The organism is Jatrophihabitans fulvus, from assembly GCF_054781375.1.
Genome location: NZ_BAAGUN010000004.1, coordinates 220157 through 239937, shown reverse-complemented (window position 1 = coordinate 239937; position 19781 = coordinate 220157). Strand labels below are relative to the sequence as shown.

Below are 19781 nucleotides of genomic sequence, written 5' to 3'. Positions count from 1 at the left end.
CCCACGGCAGGACGCGCGCCGCCGCATGCGCGAAGATCCTCACCGTGGGTGACGACTCGGCAACACACCGGCGACGTCGCCGACGGCGCGGCAGCGATGCCGCGCCGTCGGCGCGTCCGGTGGCCGATGCGCCTTCTCCGGCGCCGGCTCCCCGCCGACGTCGTCGGGACGCCCCGTCCGACGGTGCGCTGCGCGACCTGGTCGGCGGCGGGCCGTCGCAGCTGGGCGTCGAGCGGGCGTTGCGGGCCCGGGACGTGAACCGTCCGTCCGACGACGATCTCGCCGCTGCCGAGCGCGACGTCGTGATCGTGCGCCGCGACTGGCGGCCGCCGTCGTGACCGAGCCGGAACCACCCGACGACGTCTGGGCGCCGCGGGCGCCCGCCGCGTCGCCCACGACACCCGAACTGCTGCCCGGCTACACCGACGCCGTTGCCGTCGCCCGCGGCGGCGACAGCGTCGTCTACCGCGCCCGGCAGACGTCCGTGGGCCGGGAGGTGGCCATCAAGGTCGTCGAGCTCGACGACTCCGACCCCACCGCCGCGGCCCGGTTCCGGCGCGAGCTGGAGATCACGGTCCGGCTGGGCCGCCAGCACCCCCACATCGTCACCGTGCTCGCCGTGGCGACGACCTCGGCCGGCTCGCCGTGCCTGGTGATGGACTACTTCGAGCTGGGCTCGTTGCACGACCGGCTGGCCGCCCGCGGGCCGCTGCCGGTGAGCGAGGTGGTGGCGGCGGGCTCGGTCGTCGCCGACGCGCTCGACTTCGCGCACGGCCAGGGCGTCCTGCACCGTGACGTGAAGCCGCAGAACGTGCTCGTGCTGCCGACGTCGTACGTGCTCGCCGACTTCGGCCTCGCCCGCGCCGTCGACGCCGGTCACTCCGCCTCGCTGGAACGCTTCTCCTACCGGCACGCGTCGCCGCAGATCCTGGACGGGCTGCCGCCCACCGTCGCCGACGACATCTGGTCGCTCGGTTCGACGCTGCACACGCTGCTGGACGGGCGCGCCCCGTTCGCCGCCGACGACCCGGACGAGGACTCCGCCCTGGCCTACCTGCGCCGGGCGCGCACCGGATCCCCTCGTCCGCTCGAGCGCGACGACCTGCCGCCCGCGCTGCGCGACGTGGTCACCCGGTGCCTTGCCCGCGAGCGCGACGACCGGTTCGCCGGCGCGGCCGAGCTGCGCGCCGCGCTCGAGGCGGTGCCGACCGAGACCCGCAGCTGGGCGCCCGAGCCGGCTCCCGCCCCGCCGGCGGTCGCACCGCCGGCTCCGCCGACTCCGCCACCGGCCGCCCCGGCCGCCCCGGCCGCCCCGGCCCCGCCGCCGCCGTCCTTCGCGGACGAGCGGGAGCCGGTCGCCGTCTCGGCCCTGGCGCATCTGGCGACGCCCGCGCACTCGGGCGAGCGACCGCCGGACCCGCCCGACGGCGACGCGACCGGCCTGCGGCCGGCCGAGGTTCCTGCCGACGACGGCGACACCGCCGAACCCCCGTCGCGTCGCCGCTGGTTCCTGCTCGCGGCGATCGTCGTCGTCGCCCTCGCCGCCGGCGTGCTCGTCGGGGTGCTGCGCGGCGGGTCGGACGAGCCCGCCGCACGACCACGGCCGTCGACGGGCCCGACCACGTCGGCGCCCTCGTCGTCCGACACCCGCGGCGGCGTGGTCGTGGTGCCGTCGGTCGACTCGCGATCGGTGACGCCGAGCGCGAGCATCCCGATCGAGCCGTCCCGCGCGCCGCGCATCACCAGCCTGAAGCGCCGCGGCACGGCGGCGGTGCTGCGCTGGAGCGACCCGACCCGCGGCAGCGCGCAGTTCATCGTCAACTTCGTCGACGAGCCCGCGCTCGCGTCGCAGATCTATCAGGTGCAGCAGGGCCGCACCTACCTCGTCATGAACGCGTTCCCCACCGGACGCCACTGCGTGCGCGTCACCAGCTACGGCCGGTTCGGCGGACGGGTCGTCGCCGGGGTCTCGTCCCCGCGGTGCCTGGGCTGAGTCAGCGGCGCAGCAGCGGTCGAGGGTCGACCCGCGACAGCGGCCGCCGGTAGCGCGGCAGCGTCCGCACGCAGTCGCGCCGCACCGTGCGCAGGTGTCCCCACACCGGGGCGGACGGTCCCGGCGCGGGCGCGAACGCCTCGCGGTCGGCGGCGGCCGCGATGACGGCACCGCGCTCGCCGAGCAGGTCGGCGGCGTCGGCGGCCACCTCGGGCGCCGGACGGTCACGGCCCGGCGCGCGCCCGACGAGAACGAGCAGGTCCTCGAGTTCCGACCACGCACCGCGGGCGCCGAGGCGCCGGTGGCGGCGGGTGCGGCGCGCCCGCAACACGGCCACCGCGCCGACGAGCAGCACGAGCACACCGCCGACCACGAGCACCGCCACCACCCAGCCGGGCAGGCCGTCCGGCGCTCCCGGCTGCTGCCGGGTCGCCGACGCGGACGGCTGCGTCGTCGTCCCCTTCGGCGCCGTCGAGGCCGGCGGCGGCAGCGGCGGCAGGTCCTTGGCCCGTTCGGACACCCGCTTGAGCACCTGATCGCGCAGCCCGTCCCCCGGACCGTCACCGCCCGCACCCGGCGTGGGCGAGAAGCGCGTCCAGCCGGGTCCGTCGAGGTAGACCTCGGGCCACACGGTGGCGTCCCGACCGCGGACGACCACGGTCCCGGTGCCGTCCAGCTCGAAGCCGACGACGAGCCGGGTCGGCAGGCCGACCTCGCGGCCGAGCACGGCGAAGGCGGCCGCGAACTGCTCGGCGCTGCCGACGGCGGCGCCGGCCGTGCCGCGCTTCGCGAACAGGAACGTCGACAGCCGTCCGAACGACGAGCCGCTCGCCGCCTTCGGGTCGACGCGACGGCCGCTGGCCACCGCGTTCTCGAGCGCGACCGCCTCCTCCAGCGGGGTAGACGCGCCCCGGACGGCGTTGCGGGCGTACTGCGCGAAGCCGATCGGCGCGTTCGCGAGGTCGAGGTAGACCGGCGGCACCGCAGGCGGCACCGCCGCCACCGACAGCTCCTGCCGCGTCGGCGCGTCGACCCGTCCGGAGACGGAGTACGTGAGGCCAGGGCGCACCTCGCCGGGCAGCGCGAGGCTGCCGTCGTCCGGGTCGCCGAGCACGTCGGGCAGCGACGAGCCGGTCGCCGTGCCGGGGGTCGGCAGCTGCAGCCCGCCCAGGCGTTCGAGGCGGACGGTCGCCCGCACGTCCTGCTGCCGGGCACCCGCGGGCAGCCGCGCCGCCCCGAGGCCGAGCTCGCGGTAGCGCGAGTCGACCTGCCAGCTCGCGCCGGTGAAGGTGTCGAGCACGGCGAGCCGCAGCCGGTCGGTGCCGGTGACGTCGGCGCGCAGGATGCGCACGTCCGGGTTGGCCGCCCATGCCCGCAGCTGTGTCAGCGGGCTGGTCTGGCGGAACTGCACCGTCGGCGGCGTGACGTGCTCGCGCGGGTCGAAGCGGTCCGACGTGCTCGTGAGCGCCGCGGCGCCGAGCCCCACGGCGATCGCGAGCACGAGCGGCAGCACCGCCAGCGGGCGCCACGCGGCACGCCCGCCCCGGGCGTAGGGGTAGGTCCAGCCGGCCACGACGACCGCGAGCAGGCAGACGGCGACGACGCCGTACGGGTCGGCAGCACCCGCGGCGAGGAGTTGCGCCGCGCCGTAGAGCAAGGCCGCGCCGAGCACGGGGGCGAGCAGGCCCGCGAACCGGCCGTCCGCCGTGCGCGCGATGTCGTCCGGTGCCGCCGTGTGTCGCGGGTCGGCGAGGACCGCGGCGGCCACCACGGTGGCGACGAGAACGACGAGCAGCAGCGGCGCCGCGAGCAGGGCCGCGGACGGGTCCGCGGGCCGCGCCGTCGTGAGCAGCCGCGGCAGCGCGTCCCCGACCCCGCGACCGTCCGACCGCAGGGCGAGCCAGGCGCCCAGCGCGGCGAGCACGACGCACACCAGCGCGGGAACGGCGGTGCCGAGGCGTAGCTTCTGGCCGAGGCGGACGATCCCGAACGGCAGCGAGCAGGCGACCGCCAGCAGCAGCGGGGGCAGGACGCCGCGAAAACCGGCCACGAAGCCGAATGCCCCGAGCAACAGCAGGACGAGGGCCCACCCGGTGCGGGCACGGACGACGGACGGCGCGCTCATGCCACCATCGCGTCCCAGGCGTGCAGCAGGTCCTCGGCGCGGGGACCGTGCAGCGCGAGCACGCTGCCGTGGGCGTGCACGTCGACGTCGTGGGCGTCGAGCACCAGCACCAGGCCGAGCGAGGCCCGCGCGGCCTCGGCGACGAGGTCGGCGACCGGCTCGGCGGCGGCACCGGTCACGACCACGAGGACGTCCAGGTCGCGCAGCACGGGCGGCGCGGCCTCGGTGACGTCGGACGGGCGTACCTCGGCGAGCGCCCGCAGCAGGTCGTCGGCACCGGGGGCGAGCATGCCGGGAGCGGCAGCGGGCACCTCGACGTCCAGCCCGCCGGTGGTGGTGAGCAGCCGGATCGGGTGCCCCGCCTCGACCACCGTGGTCGCCAGGGACGCTGCCGCCTCGACGGCGTCCTCGAACTGGTCGCCGGTGTAGCGCTGCGCGCGGTCGTCGAGCACCAGCGTCAGGTGCGGACGGGCGGGGTCGGCGTCCTCGCGCACCATCAGCGTGCCGCTACGGGCACTGGTCGCCCAGTGCACGCGGCGCAGGTCGTCGCCCGGCAGGTACTCGCGCAGCGCGACCAGGTCGGTGCCGCCGCGCTCGACCCGCTCGTCGGCCCCGACGTGACCGCGTCGCACGCCCGCCGGCAGCCCGAGCACCGGCAGCACCCGCGGCAGCACGTGCACCGCGACGGTGTCGCCCACCTCGCCCTGCGCGACGGCGAGGCCCGCGACACCGACGCGGCGCAGGCGCAGCGGGCCGACCTCGACCACGCCCCGGCGCGACGTCGGGACGTCGTACCCGGCCTCGACGGTCGCGCCGGGCGCCAGCCGCGGCACGACGACCGGCACCCGCCGGGCGCCGATGCGCTCGTCGGCGTCCAGGCTCACCGCGACGCGGCCGCGTGCGCTGGTGACCCGCAGCGTGCCCCGGCACGCCCCGTTGCGGGCCACCCGCACCGGCGCGACGCGACGGTCGGGCACGAGTGCGACGGGCAGCGACACCCCGACGACCGCGACGGCGCAGAGCACGAGCAGGCCGGCGCCGAGGGCGACGAGCCCCGGGTAGCGCCACACCAGCCCGCCCGCGAGGGCGAGCAGGCCGAGGACGAACGCCACCACACCCCGCGAGGTCGGCCTGACTGACACGGTCGGCTCAGTCTGCGGTGGGGCGGGGCACCGGCGTGCCCGCGAGCACGTCCGCCAGCACCTCGGTCGTGGTCGTGCCACCCACGGCGGCGGCCCGGCTGAGCTGCAGCCGGTGGCCGAGCACGGGCTGCGCGAGCTGCTGCACGTCGCTCGGCACCACGTAGTGGCGACCGGCGGCGGCCGCGTGCACCTGCGCGCAACGCACGAGCGTCCGCAGGCCGCGGGTGCTCACGCCGAGCCGCAACCGCTCGTCGCTGCGGGTGCCCGCGCCGAGCGCCCGCACGTAGCGCAGGATCGGTTCGGCGACGTGCACCCGGGTCAGTCGCGCGGTGTGGGCGGCGACGTCCTCCGGGGACGTCACGGTCGGCACCTTGTCGACGGAACCGGCGGGCGCGCCGGGACGCAGCACCGCGATCTCGTCCTCGACGTCCGGGTAGCCGAGCGCGGTGCGCAGCGCGAACCGGTCGAGTTGCGCCTCGGGCAGCCGGTAGGTGCCGTCGAGGTCGACCGGGTTCTGCGTGGCGACGACGAGGAACGGGTCCGGCACCGCGTGCGGCACCCCGTCGACGGTGACGGTGCGCTCCTCCATGACCTCGAGCAGCGCCGACTGCGTCTTGGCCGCCGCCCGGTTGATCTCGTCCGCCAGCACGACGTTCGCGAACACCGGACCGGCCCGGAAGGCGATCTCGCCACTCGCCGGGTCGTAGACGGCGGTGCCGGTGACGTCGGAGGGCAGCAGGTCGGGCGTGAACTGCACCCGGCGCGAGCGTCCGCCCAGCGCCGCGGCGAGCGAACGGGCCAGCGTGGTCTTGCCGGTGCCGGGGACGTCCTCGAGCAGCACGTGGCCGCCGGCGAACAACGCCGTCAGCACCAGCTCGACGGTGACCCGCTTGCCCTGCACCGCCACCTCGACGGCCTCGGCCACTGCGGCGTGCAGGTTGCGGAACTCCGCGACCTCGGTCTCGCTCAGCCCGGCCGACAGGTCGGTCACCGACGTCACCACATCCTCCGCGTGTACTCGAACAGGGCGGGCAGCGCCGCGGGCTCCGTGCTGGGCTGCAGCGGCTGCATCAGCGGGATCTGGCACCCGGGGCAGGTCGGCGGCTCGTCGCAGATCGGACGCTGCAGCGGCGCGCCGCCCGGCCCCGCGAGCTGCCGTTCACCGGCCGAGTTCAGGCACATCTGCCGGTAGACCACCGACTGGCTGGCGTGGGCCGATTCCGACGTGCGCCCGGTGGCGGGGTCGGTCGCGACCACCCAGAACTCGTGGGTGCCCGACTCGCCGTAGGGGAAGTCGACGACCTGGCCGCTCACGTTGCAGCTCGACAGCGTGCCGGTCTGCGCGATGCCGTCGGCGTAGAGCGTGCAGGTGCCGCCGAAGGCCGCCCAGTCGCCCGGGGACGTGATCGTCACATGGGCCACCGCCGCCGTGCCGGCGGTGTCGCTGCCGACGCTCGCCGAGGTCGTGATCAGCGCCTCGCCACCGGCGGGCATCGCGACCGGTTGCGGAGCGGGCGCCGGAGCTGCGGTCGTCGGTTCGGGCTGCGGCTGCGGCGCGGGCACCGCCGTCGTCGGCGCCGGGGCGGGTGCGCTGCCCGCGACGGAGTAGGCGGCGCTCGCCGCCGCCCCCGCGCCGGCCGCATTGCGCGGCGTGACGACGATCGTCCCCGTGCAGCCGTTGCTGCACGGCACGCGGACGGTCGCGGTCAGCGCCGACGTCGTCGTGGTGAGGGCGCCGCCCTTCGGGCCGACGGCGTAGCTGACCCGGGTGCCGTTGGCACTCGCGGCGCGCCAGGTGACGACCAGCGTCGCGAACCCGTCCGCCACGCCCTGGGGCGTGACGGTCACGGCGCTCGCCGCGCCCGGTGCGGTCGTGGTGGTGACCGAGTTGGTCGTCGCCGTCATCGCGGAGTTGCGGACGGTGAACGCGGTCGTCGTGCCCGGCGCGAGCACGGTGACCGTCGCCGACTGCGCGCCCGAGGGCACGGTGGCGACCTCGTCGCCGGTGGCCGTCGCGGTGATCACGGTGCTGCCGGATCCCCCGCTCCAGGTCACGACCACGGAGCCGTCGGGACGGGCCTCGGCGTGGGCGGCGCCGCTGCTGCTGCCAGGCCCGTTCGAGCCCGACCCGCCGGGACTGGACGGGCCGCCGGACGGGTCGCCGCCGAGGCCGCCGGGACGGTTGCCGTGGCCGGTGCCGCTGCCGAAGCCGCCGTGCCCGTTGCCGTTGTCGCCGTTGCCGCCGTTGTCGCCGTTGTCGCCGTCGTCGCCGTCGTCCTGGTGACCCGCACGGGGCGGCGAGGGCTTCGGCGTCGGCGGCGCGGGCGGGTCGGGCGGCGGGTCGTTGGGGTTCTGCACCCCGACGCCGGGAGCCACGGTCGGGAAGTCGTGGCGGTTGCCCGAGCCGTCGACGACGGTGGCGCTGCCGGAACCGGGGACGTCGATGACGAGGCGTCCGCCGCTGACCGTCAGCTGCGGGTCGCCGCCGCCGGGAGTGGGGATCGCGGCGCCGACCTGGCGGCCGTCCGGGCCCAGCACGATCACCTTGCCGGCGCCGGAGCAGGGCACGTACACCTTGCCGTCGAACACGGTCGGGGCGGCCGGACGGTCGCAGCCGTAGCCACCGACGTCGTCGACGACGGCGTCGCCGGGACCGACGATGATCACCGACGAGGTGCCGGGACTGCTGACGGGGACGAGGTCGTCGGGGCTGCGGCCGGGACCGTGCAGGGTGCCGTCGATGCGGGGCGCGTCGAGGCGGCGGTCGCGTCCGGTGCCGACGGTGACGACGGCGCCGCCGGAGCCGACGACGGTGACGCCGCGGTCGTGCCCGACGATCACCGACCCGGGACCGGCACCGGCGACCGACCGGGTGGTGACGGGTCGCAGGGTGCCGCCGTCCCAGCGCAGCGTCCGCAACAGCTTGGTGCTGTCGAGCGCCCACACGGCGTTCGTGCCGTCGACCCCCACGTCGACGAGCGGACGGCCCGCCGACCACGGCGTGCCGATGTCGGCCTGGGTGGCGGGGTCGACGGCCTGCACGGTGCCGCGGGCGAGGTCGGCGACGTAGAGCCGGGAGCCGGCGAGCAGCACCTTGACCGAGTCGCCGGGGCGCGCGCTGCGGCTGCCGCCGACGAGCAGGGTGCCGAGGTCGATGCTGGTGATGCGGCCGGTGGTGCGGTCGGTGACGATCAGCTGGCCGTTGCCCTGCTGCACCGACAGCGTGCTGCCCGGGTCGGCGACCTGCAGGCGGACGTTGGCCCGGCCCAGCACCGGATCGACCTGCACGAGCTGCCCGCGCTTGCCGTCGGCGAGCCAGGCCAGGTCGTAGCCGGAGCGGGTGCGGCTGTCGGCCACCCCGCTGCCGAGTGTCATGCCGGCGGCGACGGCCGCGGCCGCGAGCACGAGTGCGAGGACGGTTCCCCGGCGGCCACCGAGGGCGGGCGGGCGCAGCGCGAGGACGGCGCGCAGCCGACCCCGATCTCCATTTCCGGCGCGACCGGACATGTGCCTCATCCCCCACCCTCACCGGACAGACCGGTGCAGATTACCTGCACGACGCGGGTTCGTCCTCCCTCGCAGAACAGTCCGCGGCCCGGCCCGCCGAGGGCCTCCGCCGTCTGGGTCGGCACGGTGACGCCGAGCAGCGATCCGTCCGGCAGGTCGGGCGAGAGCAGCACGCCGACGCGACCGCGCTTCGCGGCCTGTGTCGGGCCCGCCACGTGCTGGCGGGTGCGGGCGTCGTCGGTGTCGGTCGCGACGACCACCGCGGTGTGTGAGGCGACGGCGGCGGCCGAGACGACGCCGGCCAGCGCCTCGACGGCCTCGCGGGCCGGACCGTTGCGCTCCCACTCCCGCTCCCAGGCGTGGGCGTCGTCGACGAGCACCAGGCGCCAGCCGTCCGCCGGGGCGGGGCGGGTGGCCCACTCGACGACCGCGGCCGGGTCGTTCAGGGCGAGATCGGCGAGACCCGCCGGCGCCTCGGCCGCCCGCGGTCCGACCAGGACGATCTCGGCCGGCGGTTCGGACGAGCGGCGTGCGAGCTGGGCCAGCCCGTGCAGCATGCCGGTGCGGCCGCTGCCGGCGCGTCCGGTGACGAGCAGCGGCGCCCGCAGCAGCGGCAGCGTCACCGCGGCGACGAAGTCGGAGTCGACCGCGAACGGCAGGGCGTCGCGCCGCGGCTGCGGCATCGCCTGCTGCGGCAGCCGCGCGGGCATCGGCGGCACGGCAACGGCGGGAGGGGCGTCGCTCACGAGGGCCGCGACCTTGGCCAGCGCCTCGGCCTGCGCCGGGGTACCGGCGCCACCGATCGTCGCGACCTGCAGTTCGTGCCGGCCCAGCAGCGCGCGTCCCGGTGCCGAGTCGGCGCCGAGCAGCCCGCCGGGCACCCCCAGCATCTGGTAGTCGTCGTCGACCGGCATGCGCAGCACGAGCCGCTGTCCGAAGGCGGACAGCATGCCGCTGGTGATGCCGGTGCGCCGCGGCGACGTCGCGGTGACGTGCACGCCGACCCGGCGGCCGTCCTGCAGGATGCCGGCGAGCATGTCGGCGTGCACGCGCCGGGCGGCCCCGCCCGACTCGAGCGTCTCGAGCAGGCTCGGCAGGTTGTCGATCAGCACGTGGATGCGCGGCAGCGTGACACCCGCGGCGGCGAGCGCGCCGACGTCGGCGGCGCCGCGGCTCGCGAGCAGCCGGTTGCGGTCGGCGACGGCCGCCCGCAGCATCCGCAGCAGCCGCATGACGCGCTCGGGCTCGCTCTCACCGATGACGGCGCCGACGACCGGCAGCGCCTGCAGCGCGCCGAGCGCGCCGCCGCCGAAGTCGATCGCGTAGACGGCGGGCGGCGCGGTCTCGGTCAGCATCGCCGACACCGCGACCGTGCGCAGCAGCTCGGTCTTGCCGCTACCCGACGCGCCGAACGCCAGGACGTTGCCGGCGTGCGCGAAGTCGAGCACCGCGGGCCGCTGCGCCTGCTCGGCGGGGTCGTCGAGGCGTCCGACGACGACCCGCCCGGGGCCGGGGGCGACCGGCTCGCCGCCGACGGTGAGCGTGCCGCGCTGCGCGCTCTCGAGGCGCACCTCGTCCTCGAGGGCGCGCAGCCACGGCTTCGACGGCAGGGGCGACCCGCTCGTGTCGAAGGCGGTGCGGACGGCGCTCACCAACCGCTCCAGGTCGGTTCGGGTGTCCACCTGACCCAGCGGGACGGACGCCTGCGCCACCGCGGCCGAGAAGCCGTGGACGCTGACCGGCGGTTCCGCGCCGGCGAGCGGGGCGCGGGCGCCCACCCACCCGGTCTGCACGAGCTCGGCGGTGCCGTGGCCGGTACGCCGCACCCAGGCGCGGCCGGGGGTGCGACGGCTGATGCGGGCGGCGTCCTGGCTGTCGATGACGTCGGACGAGTCGTCCGGCGACGAGACGCGCAGGGCGATGCGCAGGTCGGTGTTGGCGCGCACGTGCGGTGTGACGACACCGGCCGGACGCTGCGTCGCGAGCAGCAGGTGCATGCCGAGCGAGCGTCCGCGCTGGGCGATGTTGACGACGCCGTCGACGAACTCCGGCACCTCGGCGGTCAGCGCGGCGAACTCGTCGACGCAGATGAGCAGGCTGGGCGGTGCCACCTCGGGGTGCGCGGCCTCGAGCGCGACGAGGTCCTTGGCGGCGTACCGCTCGAGCAGCCGCTCCCGGGCGTGCACCTCGGCGGCCAGGCTGGTGAGCGCGCGCTGCACGAGCGCGGGCGACAGGTCGGTGATGTAGCCGACGGTGTGCGGCAGGTCGGCGCACTCGCGGAACGCGGCGCCGCCCTTGTAGTCGACGAGCAGGAAGGTGATGCGCTGCGGCGGGTTGTTCAGGGCCAGCGAGCAGATCAGCGTCTGCAACAGCTCGCTCTTGCCGGAGCCGGTGGTGCCGGCGACGAGACCGTGCGGGCCGTCCTCGCGCAGGTCGAGCGAGACGACGCCACCGGCGCCGACGCCGAGCTGCGCCCGCAGCCCGCGGCGGGCCGCCCACCGGGCGCGGATGCCCGCGGCGTCGTCCGGGTCGACGAGGTCGGGAACCAGGTCGGGCAGCCGGGTGACGTCCGGCAGGGCCGTGTCGGCGGGCACCACGGCGGCGTCGTCCGTGCACGCCGCCATCGCGCGGGCCAGCCGCCACACGTCGTCGAGCCCCACCCGGTCGACGTCGGTCAGCAGCTGGATGCCGCGGCGGTCGCGGGTGGCCAGCACCGCGGCGGGGCGCGGTTCGGCACGGCCCGGACGGGTGGCGGCGCGGGTCGCGTCCGGGGCGGGGAGCGACGCGGTGAGGTCCAGCAGGACGGTCGTCGCGGCGGGCACGGTGTCGGGGTCGGATCCGAGCCACAGCAGGCGCAGCCGTCCCTCGGCCGCGTGCTCGCCGGCGGCGACGGCCTCGACGAGGCGCCGCGGGATGCCGGCGTCGGCGTCGACGAGGCACAGCACCACGCCGCGGTCACGCTCCTCGCCGGCGAGCGCGTCGAGCAGCACGGCCCCGTCCGGCGCGCCGACCGCGACGGGCGCGAAGCCGCTGGGCCGCCGGGCGGTGTGCGGCAGCCACCGCAGCCAGGTCTCGTGGTGGGCGCGACCGCGGCCGAGCACGGCGGCGAGCGTCAGTTCGGCCGGTGAGTGGTCGACGGCGAGGCGCGCCACGAACGCGCGGACGGCGGCGTCCACGTCGTCGCCGGGGCCGGTCACCGCGAACACCGGTGAGTCGGCGATGCCGACGGGCACGGCCAGCCCGTCCAGCGTGGCGCGCAACGCGGCGTCCTCGCGCGCCTGCTTCTGCGGCTCGCGGTCGCCGCCGTCGCGGACCCCGGCGGTGAGCAGCGCGGGCACCGGCCCGAGCCCGGCGCGGCAGGCGAGGAAGTCGGGGTCGCCGACCCGCCGGGTCCACAGGGCGCGGCCGCGCACCTGCACGCGGGTGGTCAGCGTCGCGAACTCGGGGTGGTCCTCCTGGCTGCGTTCGCGCTGGGCTGCGCCGGCCCGGTCGATCGTCGCCAGCGTCTCGTCGACGTCCTCGCGCCACAGCCGCAACGCCTCGCGGTGCTCCTTGCGGGCCCGGCGGCGTTGCTGCCACCAGGTCGCCAGCATGATCACCGGGTAGCCGCAGACGTAGGCGAGGCTGAAGCTGCTGCGCGACTGCATGAGCAGCGCGCCGCCGAACACCAGCGGCATCGCGAACATCGCCCACTGCAGCGGGTACGGCCGCGGCTTGGCGGGCGGGGCGGGGACGTCGACCGTCCCTTCGGCCAGCGGTTCCCCGAAGCGCGGCGGACGCAGCACCGCGACCGGACGGTCGTGGGTGTCGTCGACGGGTTCGAGCACCAGCGCGGTGTCGCCGAGGCGGACGGGCCGTCCCCACTCGAGCGCGGTGGGACCGGTGACGGCGCTGCCGTCGACGAGCGTCCCGTGCGCCGACCCGTCGTCCGTGATCGTCGGGCGGACGTGCCCGAACACGACCGTCGCGTGCCGCCGCGAGACGAGCGGATCGGTGAGGGTGACGGTGCAGTCGGCGTCGCGCCCGATCGTCACGCTCGTCGTCGAGAGCGCCACGGTGCGGCCGGTGTCGGGACCGGACACGATGCGCAGCGTGGCGCGCCGTCGCGACGGCCGGGCGGGCTGGTCGGCCCAGGCGGCGGGGACGGTGACGACGTCGAGCACGTCGCCGGTGCGGATGCCGCACTCGAGCAGCGGACGGGCGGCCGGCCACGGCCGACCGTCCTCGACGGGGGCGACGAGCACCCGCCGACCCTCGGCGAGGTGTTCGCCGAGGGCGGCGGCGAGGTCGCCGACCGTGGCGCCCGCGCGGGCGTCGATGGTGACGTCCGCGGGGGCGTGGCCGCTGTCGGGTGACGGGTTGACCGTCACCGTCCAGGTGCGGGCGAGCGTGCCGGCGGTCATGGCTCAGAGCGCGCCGATGAGCGGCGCGCTGCCGATCGTCGCTGCCGGCGTCCCGCTCGTGACCGGGGCGCCGGTCGCGGCGGCGCCGCCCTGGCCCAGCAGCGGGTAGTCGGCGGTGTTGCCGACCGGCAGGCTGCCGGTCGAGGTGTAGGTCGGCAGCGACGTGCCCGCGGACGACGCGTCCTTCTGCGCCTGCGAGTGCGTGGCCAGCACCTGGCTCATCGAGCGCAGCGCCTGCTCGATCTTCGTCAGCCACGGGATGACCGTCCCCTTCAGGTAGGCGACGAAGGCGGCGCCGAACGGTCCGAAGATCGAGGCCGCGGCGACGATCGCCTCGCAGGCCGTCCTGACGCCGTCGACGATCTCGGCGGCCTGCGTGAAGTCGCGGCTGAGACCGTCGAGTCCTTCGACGTCGGCGCCGCGGAAGCTCCCCGAGGTGCCGCCGGTGCCGCTCGTCGCCGGCGTGGGTGTCGCCGTCGGGGCGGGCACCGGCAGTGGGTGGCTGCCGGCGCCCGCGTCCGGGGCGGGGGTCACGGGGGTGACCGGGTGGGTCTGCAGGTACTTCTCGGCGCGGCCGATGGACGTCCGCGGGTGGGCGTCACCGTGCCACGTGCCCCACGGTGACGCGGAGACGGCAGCCGTGGTCGTGGCGGGTGACGCGTCGGCCGCCAGGCTTTCGCGCACTTTTGCGTAATACGGCAGGTTGAGTGTCTTGATGGTCTGCGTCATGCCCGTCTCGTAGTCGGGGTAGGTCGCGACGCCGACGCTGTTCATCGACCCGTACGTGCCGTGCGCGCGGGTGCTGTTGAGGGGGTTGAAGGTGGCGGCGTTGTTGAAGTGCCCGCCCTCGGCGTACTCCCAGGCCATCACCGACGTCATGTTGTTCGTCGTGACCGGGTAGCCCATGCGCGTGAGCAGGTCGCGCGCCCAGGACTCCTGCGTGAACTGCGGGCTGGTCATGCCGCCACCTTCCGTCCCGTCCTCGTGATCGTGCGTGCGGTCAGTTGCCCGACGCCTGGGCCTGCTGGTCGGCCTCGGCGCGCAGGTGGGTGTAGCGCTCCTGCAGCTGCTCGACGACGTTGCGCAGCTGCACGGAGTAGATGGAGTCCCAGTCGCTGCGGAACTTCATCTGGTCCTGGCCGGTCCACTGCGTGGAGTCGATCTGGCTGGTGAGCTGCGCCGTCGCCTGGGCGATGGCGTCCGAGTTCTGCTGCATCGAGGCAGCGAGCGTCTGGACCTGCTCGATGTCCATTCCCAGCACGGTCATGGCGGTTCCTCCTGTGATTCCGGGTGGTGAAGGGTGGTGCTGCCGCGCCGTGTCGGACGGCGCGGACGTCTTCGGACGGGTCAGCCCAGCTCGCCGTCGAGCACGCGGACGCGGACGGCGCCGTCGCTGTCGCCGTCGGCCGGGATCGCCCCGGCGGCGCCGGCCTCGACCCGCTGTCTCGCCTCGTGCAGCACGGCCCGCGCGAGGGCGGCGGCCCCTGCACCGAGCCCGGTGGCCGTCCCGACGCCGGTGTAGATGCCGGAGTGGTCACTTCCCGGTGCGGCGAGCGGGGCGGCGTGATGGGCGGCCGCGCCCACCGGGGTCGTCGTGGCGGTGGTGACCGCCGGCGCCGGGTCCGGGGTGTGGATGGCCGGGATCGGGTTGGCCGGCGTCACGGCCGGCACTCCCCCGCCACCGCCGCCGCTCGGGACACCGCCACCGCCCGCGGCTCCGCCGCCGCTGTCGCCGCTGCCACCGCCGCCGTGGAGGGCGGGGTCGGACATGGTGTTGCCCGGCAGCGCGGCGTCGTGCACCGGCGGCGCCATCTGCGGCGGCAGGCTGCTGATGTCGGGGACGGTGCCTCCGGCGCCGGCGGTCGGCAGCGACGGGCTGTCACCGGGCAGGTGGATGAGCGGCGTGACCGTGCCGTCCGGCGCGATGTCGACCGGGATGCTCAGCACGCCCACCGTGTCGCCGGGATGCAGCGGCGTGAAGTGGCTCAGGTCGAGTCCGCCGGTGGTGCCGACGGGACTCGTGCCCGGGTCGGACGGCGTCGTGCCCGGGTCCGTCGGCGTCGTGCCCGGGTCGGTCGGCGTCGTGCCCGGGTCGGACGGCGTCGTGCCCGGATCCGTCGGCGTCGTGCCCGGGTCCGTCGGCGTCGTGCCCGGGTCCGTCGGCGTCGTGCCCGGGTCCGTCGGCGTCGTGCCCGGGTCCGTCGGCGTCGTGCCCGGATCGGTCGGCGTCGTGCCCGGGTCCGTCGGGACGTCGCCGCCGTCCGTGCCCGAGTCCGGGTGGATCAGGTGGTCGACGGCCTTCACGAGCCCGGTGAGCGCGGTGATCGTCTGGACGACCGGCGTCACGGCGCCGGCGAGGTCGCTGCCGGTCGGGGTGGCGCCGTCCGTCGGCGCGGTCGTCCCGTCCGTCGTGCCGCCGAGGGACGGCGGCGTGGTGACGGTCGCGCCGTCCGTGCTCGACGGCGCCGGCGTCGCGGGACCCGAGGCCGGGACCGACGCGGGCAGCGTCGGGTAGTTGTTGGTGTCGCCCGACGGCAGGTTGCCCGGCGACCGGTACGAGGGCAGGTTGACGGTGACGTTCGCCGTCGACGTCGCGCTCGACGACGTCTCCTTCTGCGCCTGGGAGTGCCCGGCCAGCACCTTGCTCATGATCTTCAGCGCTTCGCTGATCTTCGTCAGCCACGGGATCACTGTGGTCTTCAGGTAGGCCACGAAGGCGGCGCCGAACGGGCCGAAGATCGAGGCGGCCGCGACGATGACCTCGCAGGCCGTCTTGACGCCGTCGACGATCTCGGCGGCGACGGTGAAGTCCTGGGCGAGGCCGTCGAGTTTCTCGACGTCCGCGCCGAGGAAGCCGCCGGTGGTGGCGAGGCCGGTGCCGGTCATGAGGAGCTGGCCTCGTCCTGCATGTCGGCGCGGCGGCGCAGCACGGTCGCGTTGTCGGTGAGTGCGTTGGTGACGCCGTTCAGCTGTTGCTTGAACGCGCCGTGCCACTCCTGCACGAACTCGTCGGCGTAGCGGCCGAACCACTCGGTGCTGCTGAGCGCGGCCTCGACCCGGCCCATCGCGCCGTGCACCGCGGACACCCCGCCGTCCATCTTCGCCGCGTGGTCGCGGACCTCCGCCGTGTCCATGCCCCACATGCCGTTGCTCATGCCGCATCTCCCGCTCGTCCGGTCTGTCAGGAGAGAGTCAAGAAGAGCGGGGACGTGCGGTCGAGATGGAAACTTCCGCTTTGTGCCCGGCCGGACCGAGGTGGGTCAGGCGGACGGGCGGGTCGCGGCCTGGCGCTCGGCCCAGGCGAGGTCGTCGGCGGTGACGAGCCGGACCTCGGCGGCGCGCCGTCCGACGGCGAAGCGGACGTTCTGCACCCGGCCGCCGGACGAGCGGCGGAACGGGTCGTCCTGGACGCCGAAGGCGACGCCGGCGATGGCGCGGATGGCGTCGTCGACGCGTTGCGGACGTTCGAGGTTCCAGGTGTAGCCGTGCCAGTGGCGGACCCGTTCGAAGATCTCGCGGTTGGACGGCGGCCGCGGGTAGTCGTCCGCCCCCGACAGCCACGGCTCGGCGAGGGCGAGCGCGACGAACCACTCCCGGGTGCCGCGGACGAGTCCGGGCGCGGTGGCGGTGGCGTCGCCGTCGGCTCCCTCGCCTGTGGTCGGCGGACGTTCCGGCGAGGGCACCGCGGCATCGGACGGCACCGCGATGTCGATCTCGAGCGTGAGGTCGGCGAACGTGCCGTCGTCGAGCTCGCGCCCGCGCAGGACGGTCAGCCGGTTCTCGCCCTCGTCGAGCAGCGCGGACATGCCCTCCCCCAGCGTCACGCGGCGCGCGCCGCCGGGGGCGTCGAACAGCGACGACAGCTGGGCCTCGGCGGCACCGCGCCAGCGCAGCCGCACCATCTCCTCGCCGACGACGAGTTCGCCGAGCAGCCGCGACACGTGCGGGGTGCACCCGGGCAGGGCGAGCGCGGTGACCCGGAGCTGTTCGTCCGCGCCGAGATCGGGCACGGCCGGCGCGCGCCCGAACAGCAGCGTCTCGCCCGATCCCAGCACGGCGGCCGGTTCGCCGCGCGAGCGCAGCGTCACCCGGAGCACGGCGTCAGGTGGTCTGCTGGCCGGCGATGCCGCCGGTGGCCTCGTACTCGTGCAGCTCGTCGATGCGCCGCTGGTGCCGCTCGGCCTGCGAGAACGGGGTGGCGAGGAAGATCTCGACGAAGCGCAGCGCGTCGGCCTCGGGGTGGTTGCGCGCGCCGATGCTGATCACGTTGGCGTCGTTGTGCTCTCGGGCCAGGCGGGCGGTCTCGTCGCTCCAGACGAGCGCCGCGCGGGTGCCGGTCACCTTGTTGGCCGCGATCTGCTCGCCGTTGCCGGACCCGCCGATGACGACGGCGAGGCTGCCCTCGTCGGCGACCGCGCGGTGCGCGGCGGCGATGCAGGGCGCCGGGTAGTCGTCCTCGGGGTCGAAGGTGTGGGCGCCGCAGTCGACCGCCTCGTGCCCGAGCGAGCGGACGTGCTCGACCAGGCGGGCCTTGAGCTCGAAACCGGCGTGATCACTGCCGAGGTAGACGCGCATCGTCCGATCATTGCAGGGTGTCACCATGGAGGAGTGACGGCAGCGCTCGACCGCCCCACGGTGGCCTCGGTGTTCACCGCGTGGACACCGCAACCCCTCGCGCTGGCCGCCGTCGCCGCCCTCGCGCTGACCTACGCCTACGGCGTCCGCCGCCTCGACCGGCCGTGGCCGCGCGGGCGCACGGCGACGTTCGCGCTCGGCCTCGCACTGCTGCTGTACACGACCTGCGGCGCCCCCGGCGTCTACGGACCGGCGCTGTTCTGGGTGTGGATGGCGCAGGGGCTCGTGCTGTGGCTGGTCGTGCCGTTCCTGCTGCTGTTCGGCCACCCGGTGCAGCTGGCTCGCGCCGTCACCGGTCCCGGACGGTGGCCCGACCGCGTGCTCGATTCCGCCCCGATCCGGGTGATCTCGAAGCCGCTGGTCTCCCCCGCCCTCGTGCCGATCCTCTCGTTCGTCGTCTTCTTCGGTCCCGTGCCCGGGTGGGCCGTCGGCGTCCCGGTGTTCGGGTGGGTGCTGCAACTGGTGCTGGTCGCGCTCGGCGCCGCGATGGCGCTGTGGCTCGTGGGCATCGACGAGGACCGTGTCACCACGCTGTCGGCCGGGTTCGCGCTCGGCCTGGGCATGTTCGAGCTGGTCGTCGACGCCGTCCCCGGCATCGTCATGCGCCTCAAGGACAACCTGGTCACGACGTTCTTCGACGAGCGCAGCCCGTTCGCCGGTCAGCCGGACGCGCTGAGCGACCAGCGCCGCGCCGGCGCCGTGCTGTGGTTCATCGCCGAGCTGATCGACCTGCCGTTCCTCGTGCTCGCCTACCGCCGCTGGCGCCGTATCGACGCCAAGGACGCCGCGCACATCGACGCCGTGCTCGAGGCCGAGCGCGCCGCGCGTGGTGCCGAGACGGACGAGCCGTGGTGGCTCAGCGACCCGGCGATGCGGGAACGGCTCAAGAAGCAGCGGTGAACGACCAGTCGCCGTCCGCCGTGCGTTCGATCGGGTGGACGGCGACCGCCGCCGACGTCGGCACCGGCCCGTACACGTGCGGGAACTCGGTGCCGCTGCCGTAGCTGTCCTCGACGCGCAGGTCGGCGTCCCACGCGTCGGTGTCGACCTCGACGACGACGAGCTCGGGCAGCTCGCGGTAGAAGCGGTTCGCCGTGCCGGTCACCTGGTCGGCGTACGAGAAGTGCACGAACCCCTCGGTCCCGAGCGACGGCGGTGCGTACGAACCCTGCGCGACGGCCGCTTCCCAGTCGGACGGGGTCACGAGGTGGAACAGGTTCATGACATCCCCAGGTAGTCGAGCGACAGCCGGATCTGGTGGTCGAAGTACTCGTCCGGATGCGCGAAGGCGTCACCGTAGCGTCCGAACAGCTCGAAGCTGACGGCGCCGAACAGCAGCGCCCACATGGTCATGCCACGGGCGAGCAGGGCCGGTGGCACTCCCTCGAGCCCCGGGTACTGCGCGATGCCGGCGAGGTCGGCCCGCACCGGGCGGGACACCCGTTCGCGCGGCACCTCGAGCCCGCGCTCGACCGCCTCGCGCAGCAGCCCGACGGCGAGCACGACCGGACGCTGCGCCACCACGATGGTGTCCTGCGGCGCGGCGTATCCCGGGACGGGACTGCCGTACAGGAGCGCGTACTCGCTCGGACGCTCGCGCGCCCAGTCGCGGACGGCGTGCCAGATCGCCGCCCACCGTCCGGCCAGGTCACGCCGCGGCACGGCCGCCTCGGCGGCGTCGACGGCATCGGCGAGCGCCCCGTACCCGTCGACGATCAACGCCGTGAGCAACTCGTCGCGGCTCGCGAAGTAGCGGTAGACCGCCGACGACACGACGCCGAGTTCACGGGCCACCGCCCGCAGCGACAGGTCGGGACCGTCGCTGGCCAGGTGCGCGCGGGCGATCGCCTTGATCTGGTCGATCGTCTCGGCGCGGGCTCGTGCGCGGGGGGTGTCGGCAGCCATGGTGAGAGTCAACCACAAACAGAGAGCACTGCTCTTGACTTCTCGGAAAGCGAGAGCAATGCTCTCCCTTG

The 19781-nt window shown here is 75.6% G+C and carries 16 protein-coding genes; 3 read left to right on the top strand and 13 right to left on the bottom strand.

Annotated features, from left to right (window positions below):
- Positions 1-44 precede the first annotated feature (44 nt).
- Positions 45-338 carry a hypothetical protein gene (locus tag ACYVP9_RS15345; RefSeq protein WP_460605774.1) on the top strand — a complete coding sequence of 98 codons (294 nt, stop codon included), beginning with the start codon at positions 45-47 and terminating at the stop codon, positions 336-338.
- On the top strand, positions 335-1993 hold the full coding sequence (locus tag ACYVP9_RS15340) for a serine/threonine-protein kinase (protein WP_460605773.1): 1659 nt from the start codon (positions 335-337) through the stop codon (positions 1991-1993). Before ACYVP9_RS15345 ends, ACYVP9_RS15340 begins: the two co-directional genes overlap by 4 nt.
- A 1-nt stretch (position 1994) precedes the next feature.
- Here ACYVP9_RS15340 and ACYVP9_RS15335 read toward each other — a convergent pair whose 3' ends face one another.
- The 11 genes from ACYVP9_RS15335 to ACYVP9_RS15285 all read right to left on the bottom strand — a co-directional run bounded on the left by ACYVP9_RS15335 (position 1995) and on the right by ACYVP9_RS15285 (position 17745).
- On the bottom strand, positions 1995-4118 hold the full coding sequence (locus tag ACYVP9_RS15335) for a transglutaminase TgpA family protein (RefSeq protein WP_460605772.1): 2124 nt from the start codon (positions 4116-4118) through the stop codon (positions 1995-1997).
- On the bottom strand, positions 4115-5260 hold the full coding sequence (locus ACYVP9_RS15330) for a DUF58 domain-containing protein (protein WP_460605771.1): 1146 nt from the start codon (positions 5258-5260) through the stop codon (positions 4115-4117). The genes ACYVP9_RS15335 and ACYVP9_RS15330 overlap by 4 nt, the downstream gene beginning before the upstream one ends.
- A 7-nt stretch (positions 5261-5267) precedes the next feature.
- Entirely contained in the window at positions 5268-6251 is a 984-nt protein-coding gene (locus tag ACYVP9_RS15325) for an AAA family ATPase (RefSeq protein ID WP_460605921.1), read from the bottom strand.
- Positions 6252-6256: 5 nt separating this feature from the next.
- Positions 6257-8776: an NHL repeat-containing protein gene (locus ACYVP9_RS15320; protein WP_460605770.1), complete on the bottom strand. Its 2520-nt coding sequence runs from the start codon at positions 8774-8776 to the stop codon at positions 6257-6259.
- Positions 8773-13170 carry an FtsK/SpoIIIE domain-containing protein gene (locus tag ACYVP9_RS15315; protein ID WP_460605769.1) on the bottom strand — a complete coding sequence of 1466 codons (4398 nt, stop codon included), beginning with the start codon at positions 13168-13170 and terminating at the stop codon, positions 8773-8775. Before ACYVP9_RS15315 ends, ACYVP9_RS15320 begins: the two co-directional genes overlap by 4 nt.
- A gap of 3 nt (positions 13171-13173) precedes the next feature.
- The gene (locus ACYVP9_RS15310; RefSeq protein WP_460605768.1) at positions 13174-14130 is read right to left on the bottom strand and encodes a hypothetical protein; all 957 of its coding nucleotides are present in this window, start codon (positions 14128-14130) and stop codon (positions 13174-13176) included.
- Positions 14131-14170: 40 nt separating this feature from the next.
- Positions 14171-14437: a hypothetical protein gene (locus tag ACYVP9_RS15305; protein WP_460605767.1), complete on the bottom strand. Its 267-nt coding sequence runs from the start codon at positions 14435-14437 to the stop codon at positions 14171-14173.
- 80 nt (positions 14438-14517) lie between these two features.
- On the bottom strand, positions 14518-16056 hold the full coding sequence (locus ACYVP9_RS15300; protein ID WP_460605766.1) for a RodZ family helix-turn-helix domain-containing protein: 1539 nt from the start codon (positions 16054-16056) through the stop codon (positions 14518-14520).
- Entirely contained in the window at positions 16053-16325 is a 273-nt protein-coding gene (locus ACYVP9_RS15295; RefSeq protein WP_460605765.1) for a hypothetical protein, read from the bottom strand. Before ACYVP9_RS15295 ends, ACYVP9_RS15300 begins: the two co-directional genes overlap by 4 nt.
- 105 nt (positions 16326-16430) lie before the next feature.
- Entirely contained in the window at positions 16431-17258 is an 828-nt protein-coding gene (locus ACYVP9_RS15290) for a hypothetical protein (RefSeq protein ID WP_460605764.1), read from the bottom strand.
- A 13-nt stretch (positions 17259-17271) separates the two neighbouring features.
- Positions 17272-17745 carry an RpiB/LacA/LacB family sugar-phosphate isomerase gene (locus ACYVP9_RS15285; protein WP_460605763.1) on the bottom strand — a complete coding sequence of 158 codons (474 nt, stop codon included), beginning with the start codon at positions 17743-17745 and terminating at the stop codon, positions 17272-17274.
- Between the two features lie 33 nt (positions 17746-17778).
- Here ACYVP9_RS15285 and ACYVP9_RS15280 point away from each other — a divergent pair, with 33 nt between their 5' ends.
- Entirely contained in the window at positions 17779-18705 is a 927-nt protein-coding gene (locus ACYVP9_RS15280; RefSeq protein WP_460605762.1) for a cytochrome c oxidase assembly protein, read from the top strand.
- Here ACYVP9_RS15280 and ACYVP9_RS15275 read toward each other — a convergent pair.
- Both ACYVP9_RS15275 and ACYVP9_RS15270 read right to left on the bottom strand, forming a co-directional pair.
- Entirely contained in the window at positions 18689-19027 is a 339-nt protein-coding gene (locus tag ACYVP9_RS15275) for a DUF952 domain-containing protein (protein ID WP_460605761.1), read from the bottom strand. The two genes, ACYVP9_RS15280 and ACYVP9_RS15275, sit on opposite strands and share 17 nt — an antisense overlap.
- Positions 19024-19710 carry a TetR/AcrR family transcriptional regulator gene (locus ACYVP9_RS15270; RefSeq protein ID WP_460605760.1) on the bottom strand — a complete coding sequence of 229 codons (687 nt, stop codon included), beginning with the start codon at positions 19708-19710 and terminating at the stop codon, positions 19024-19026. The genes ACYVP9_RS15275 and ACYVP9_RS15270 overlap by 4 nt, the downstream gene beginning before the upstream one ends.
- Positions 19711-19781: the final 71 nt, after the last annotated feature.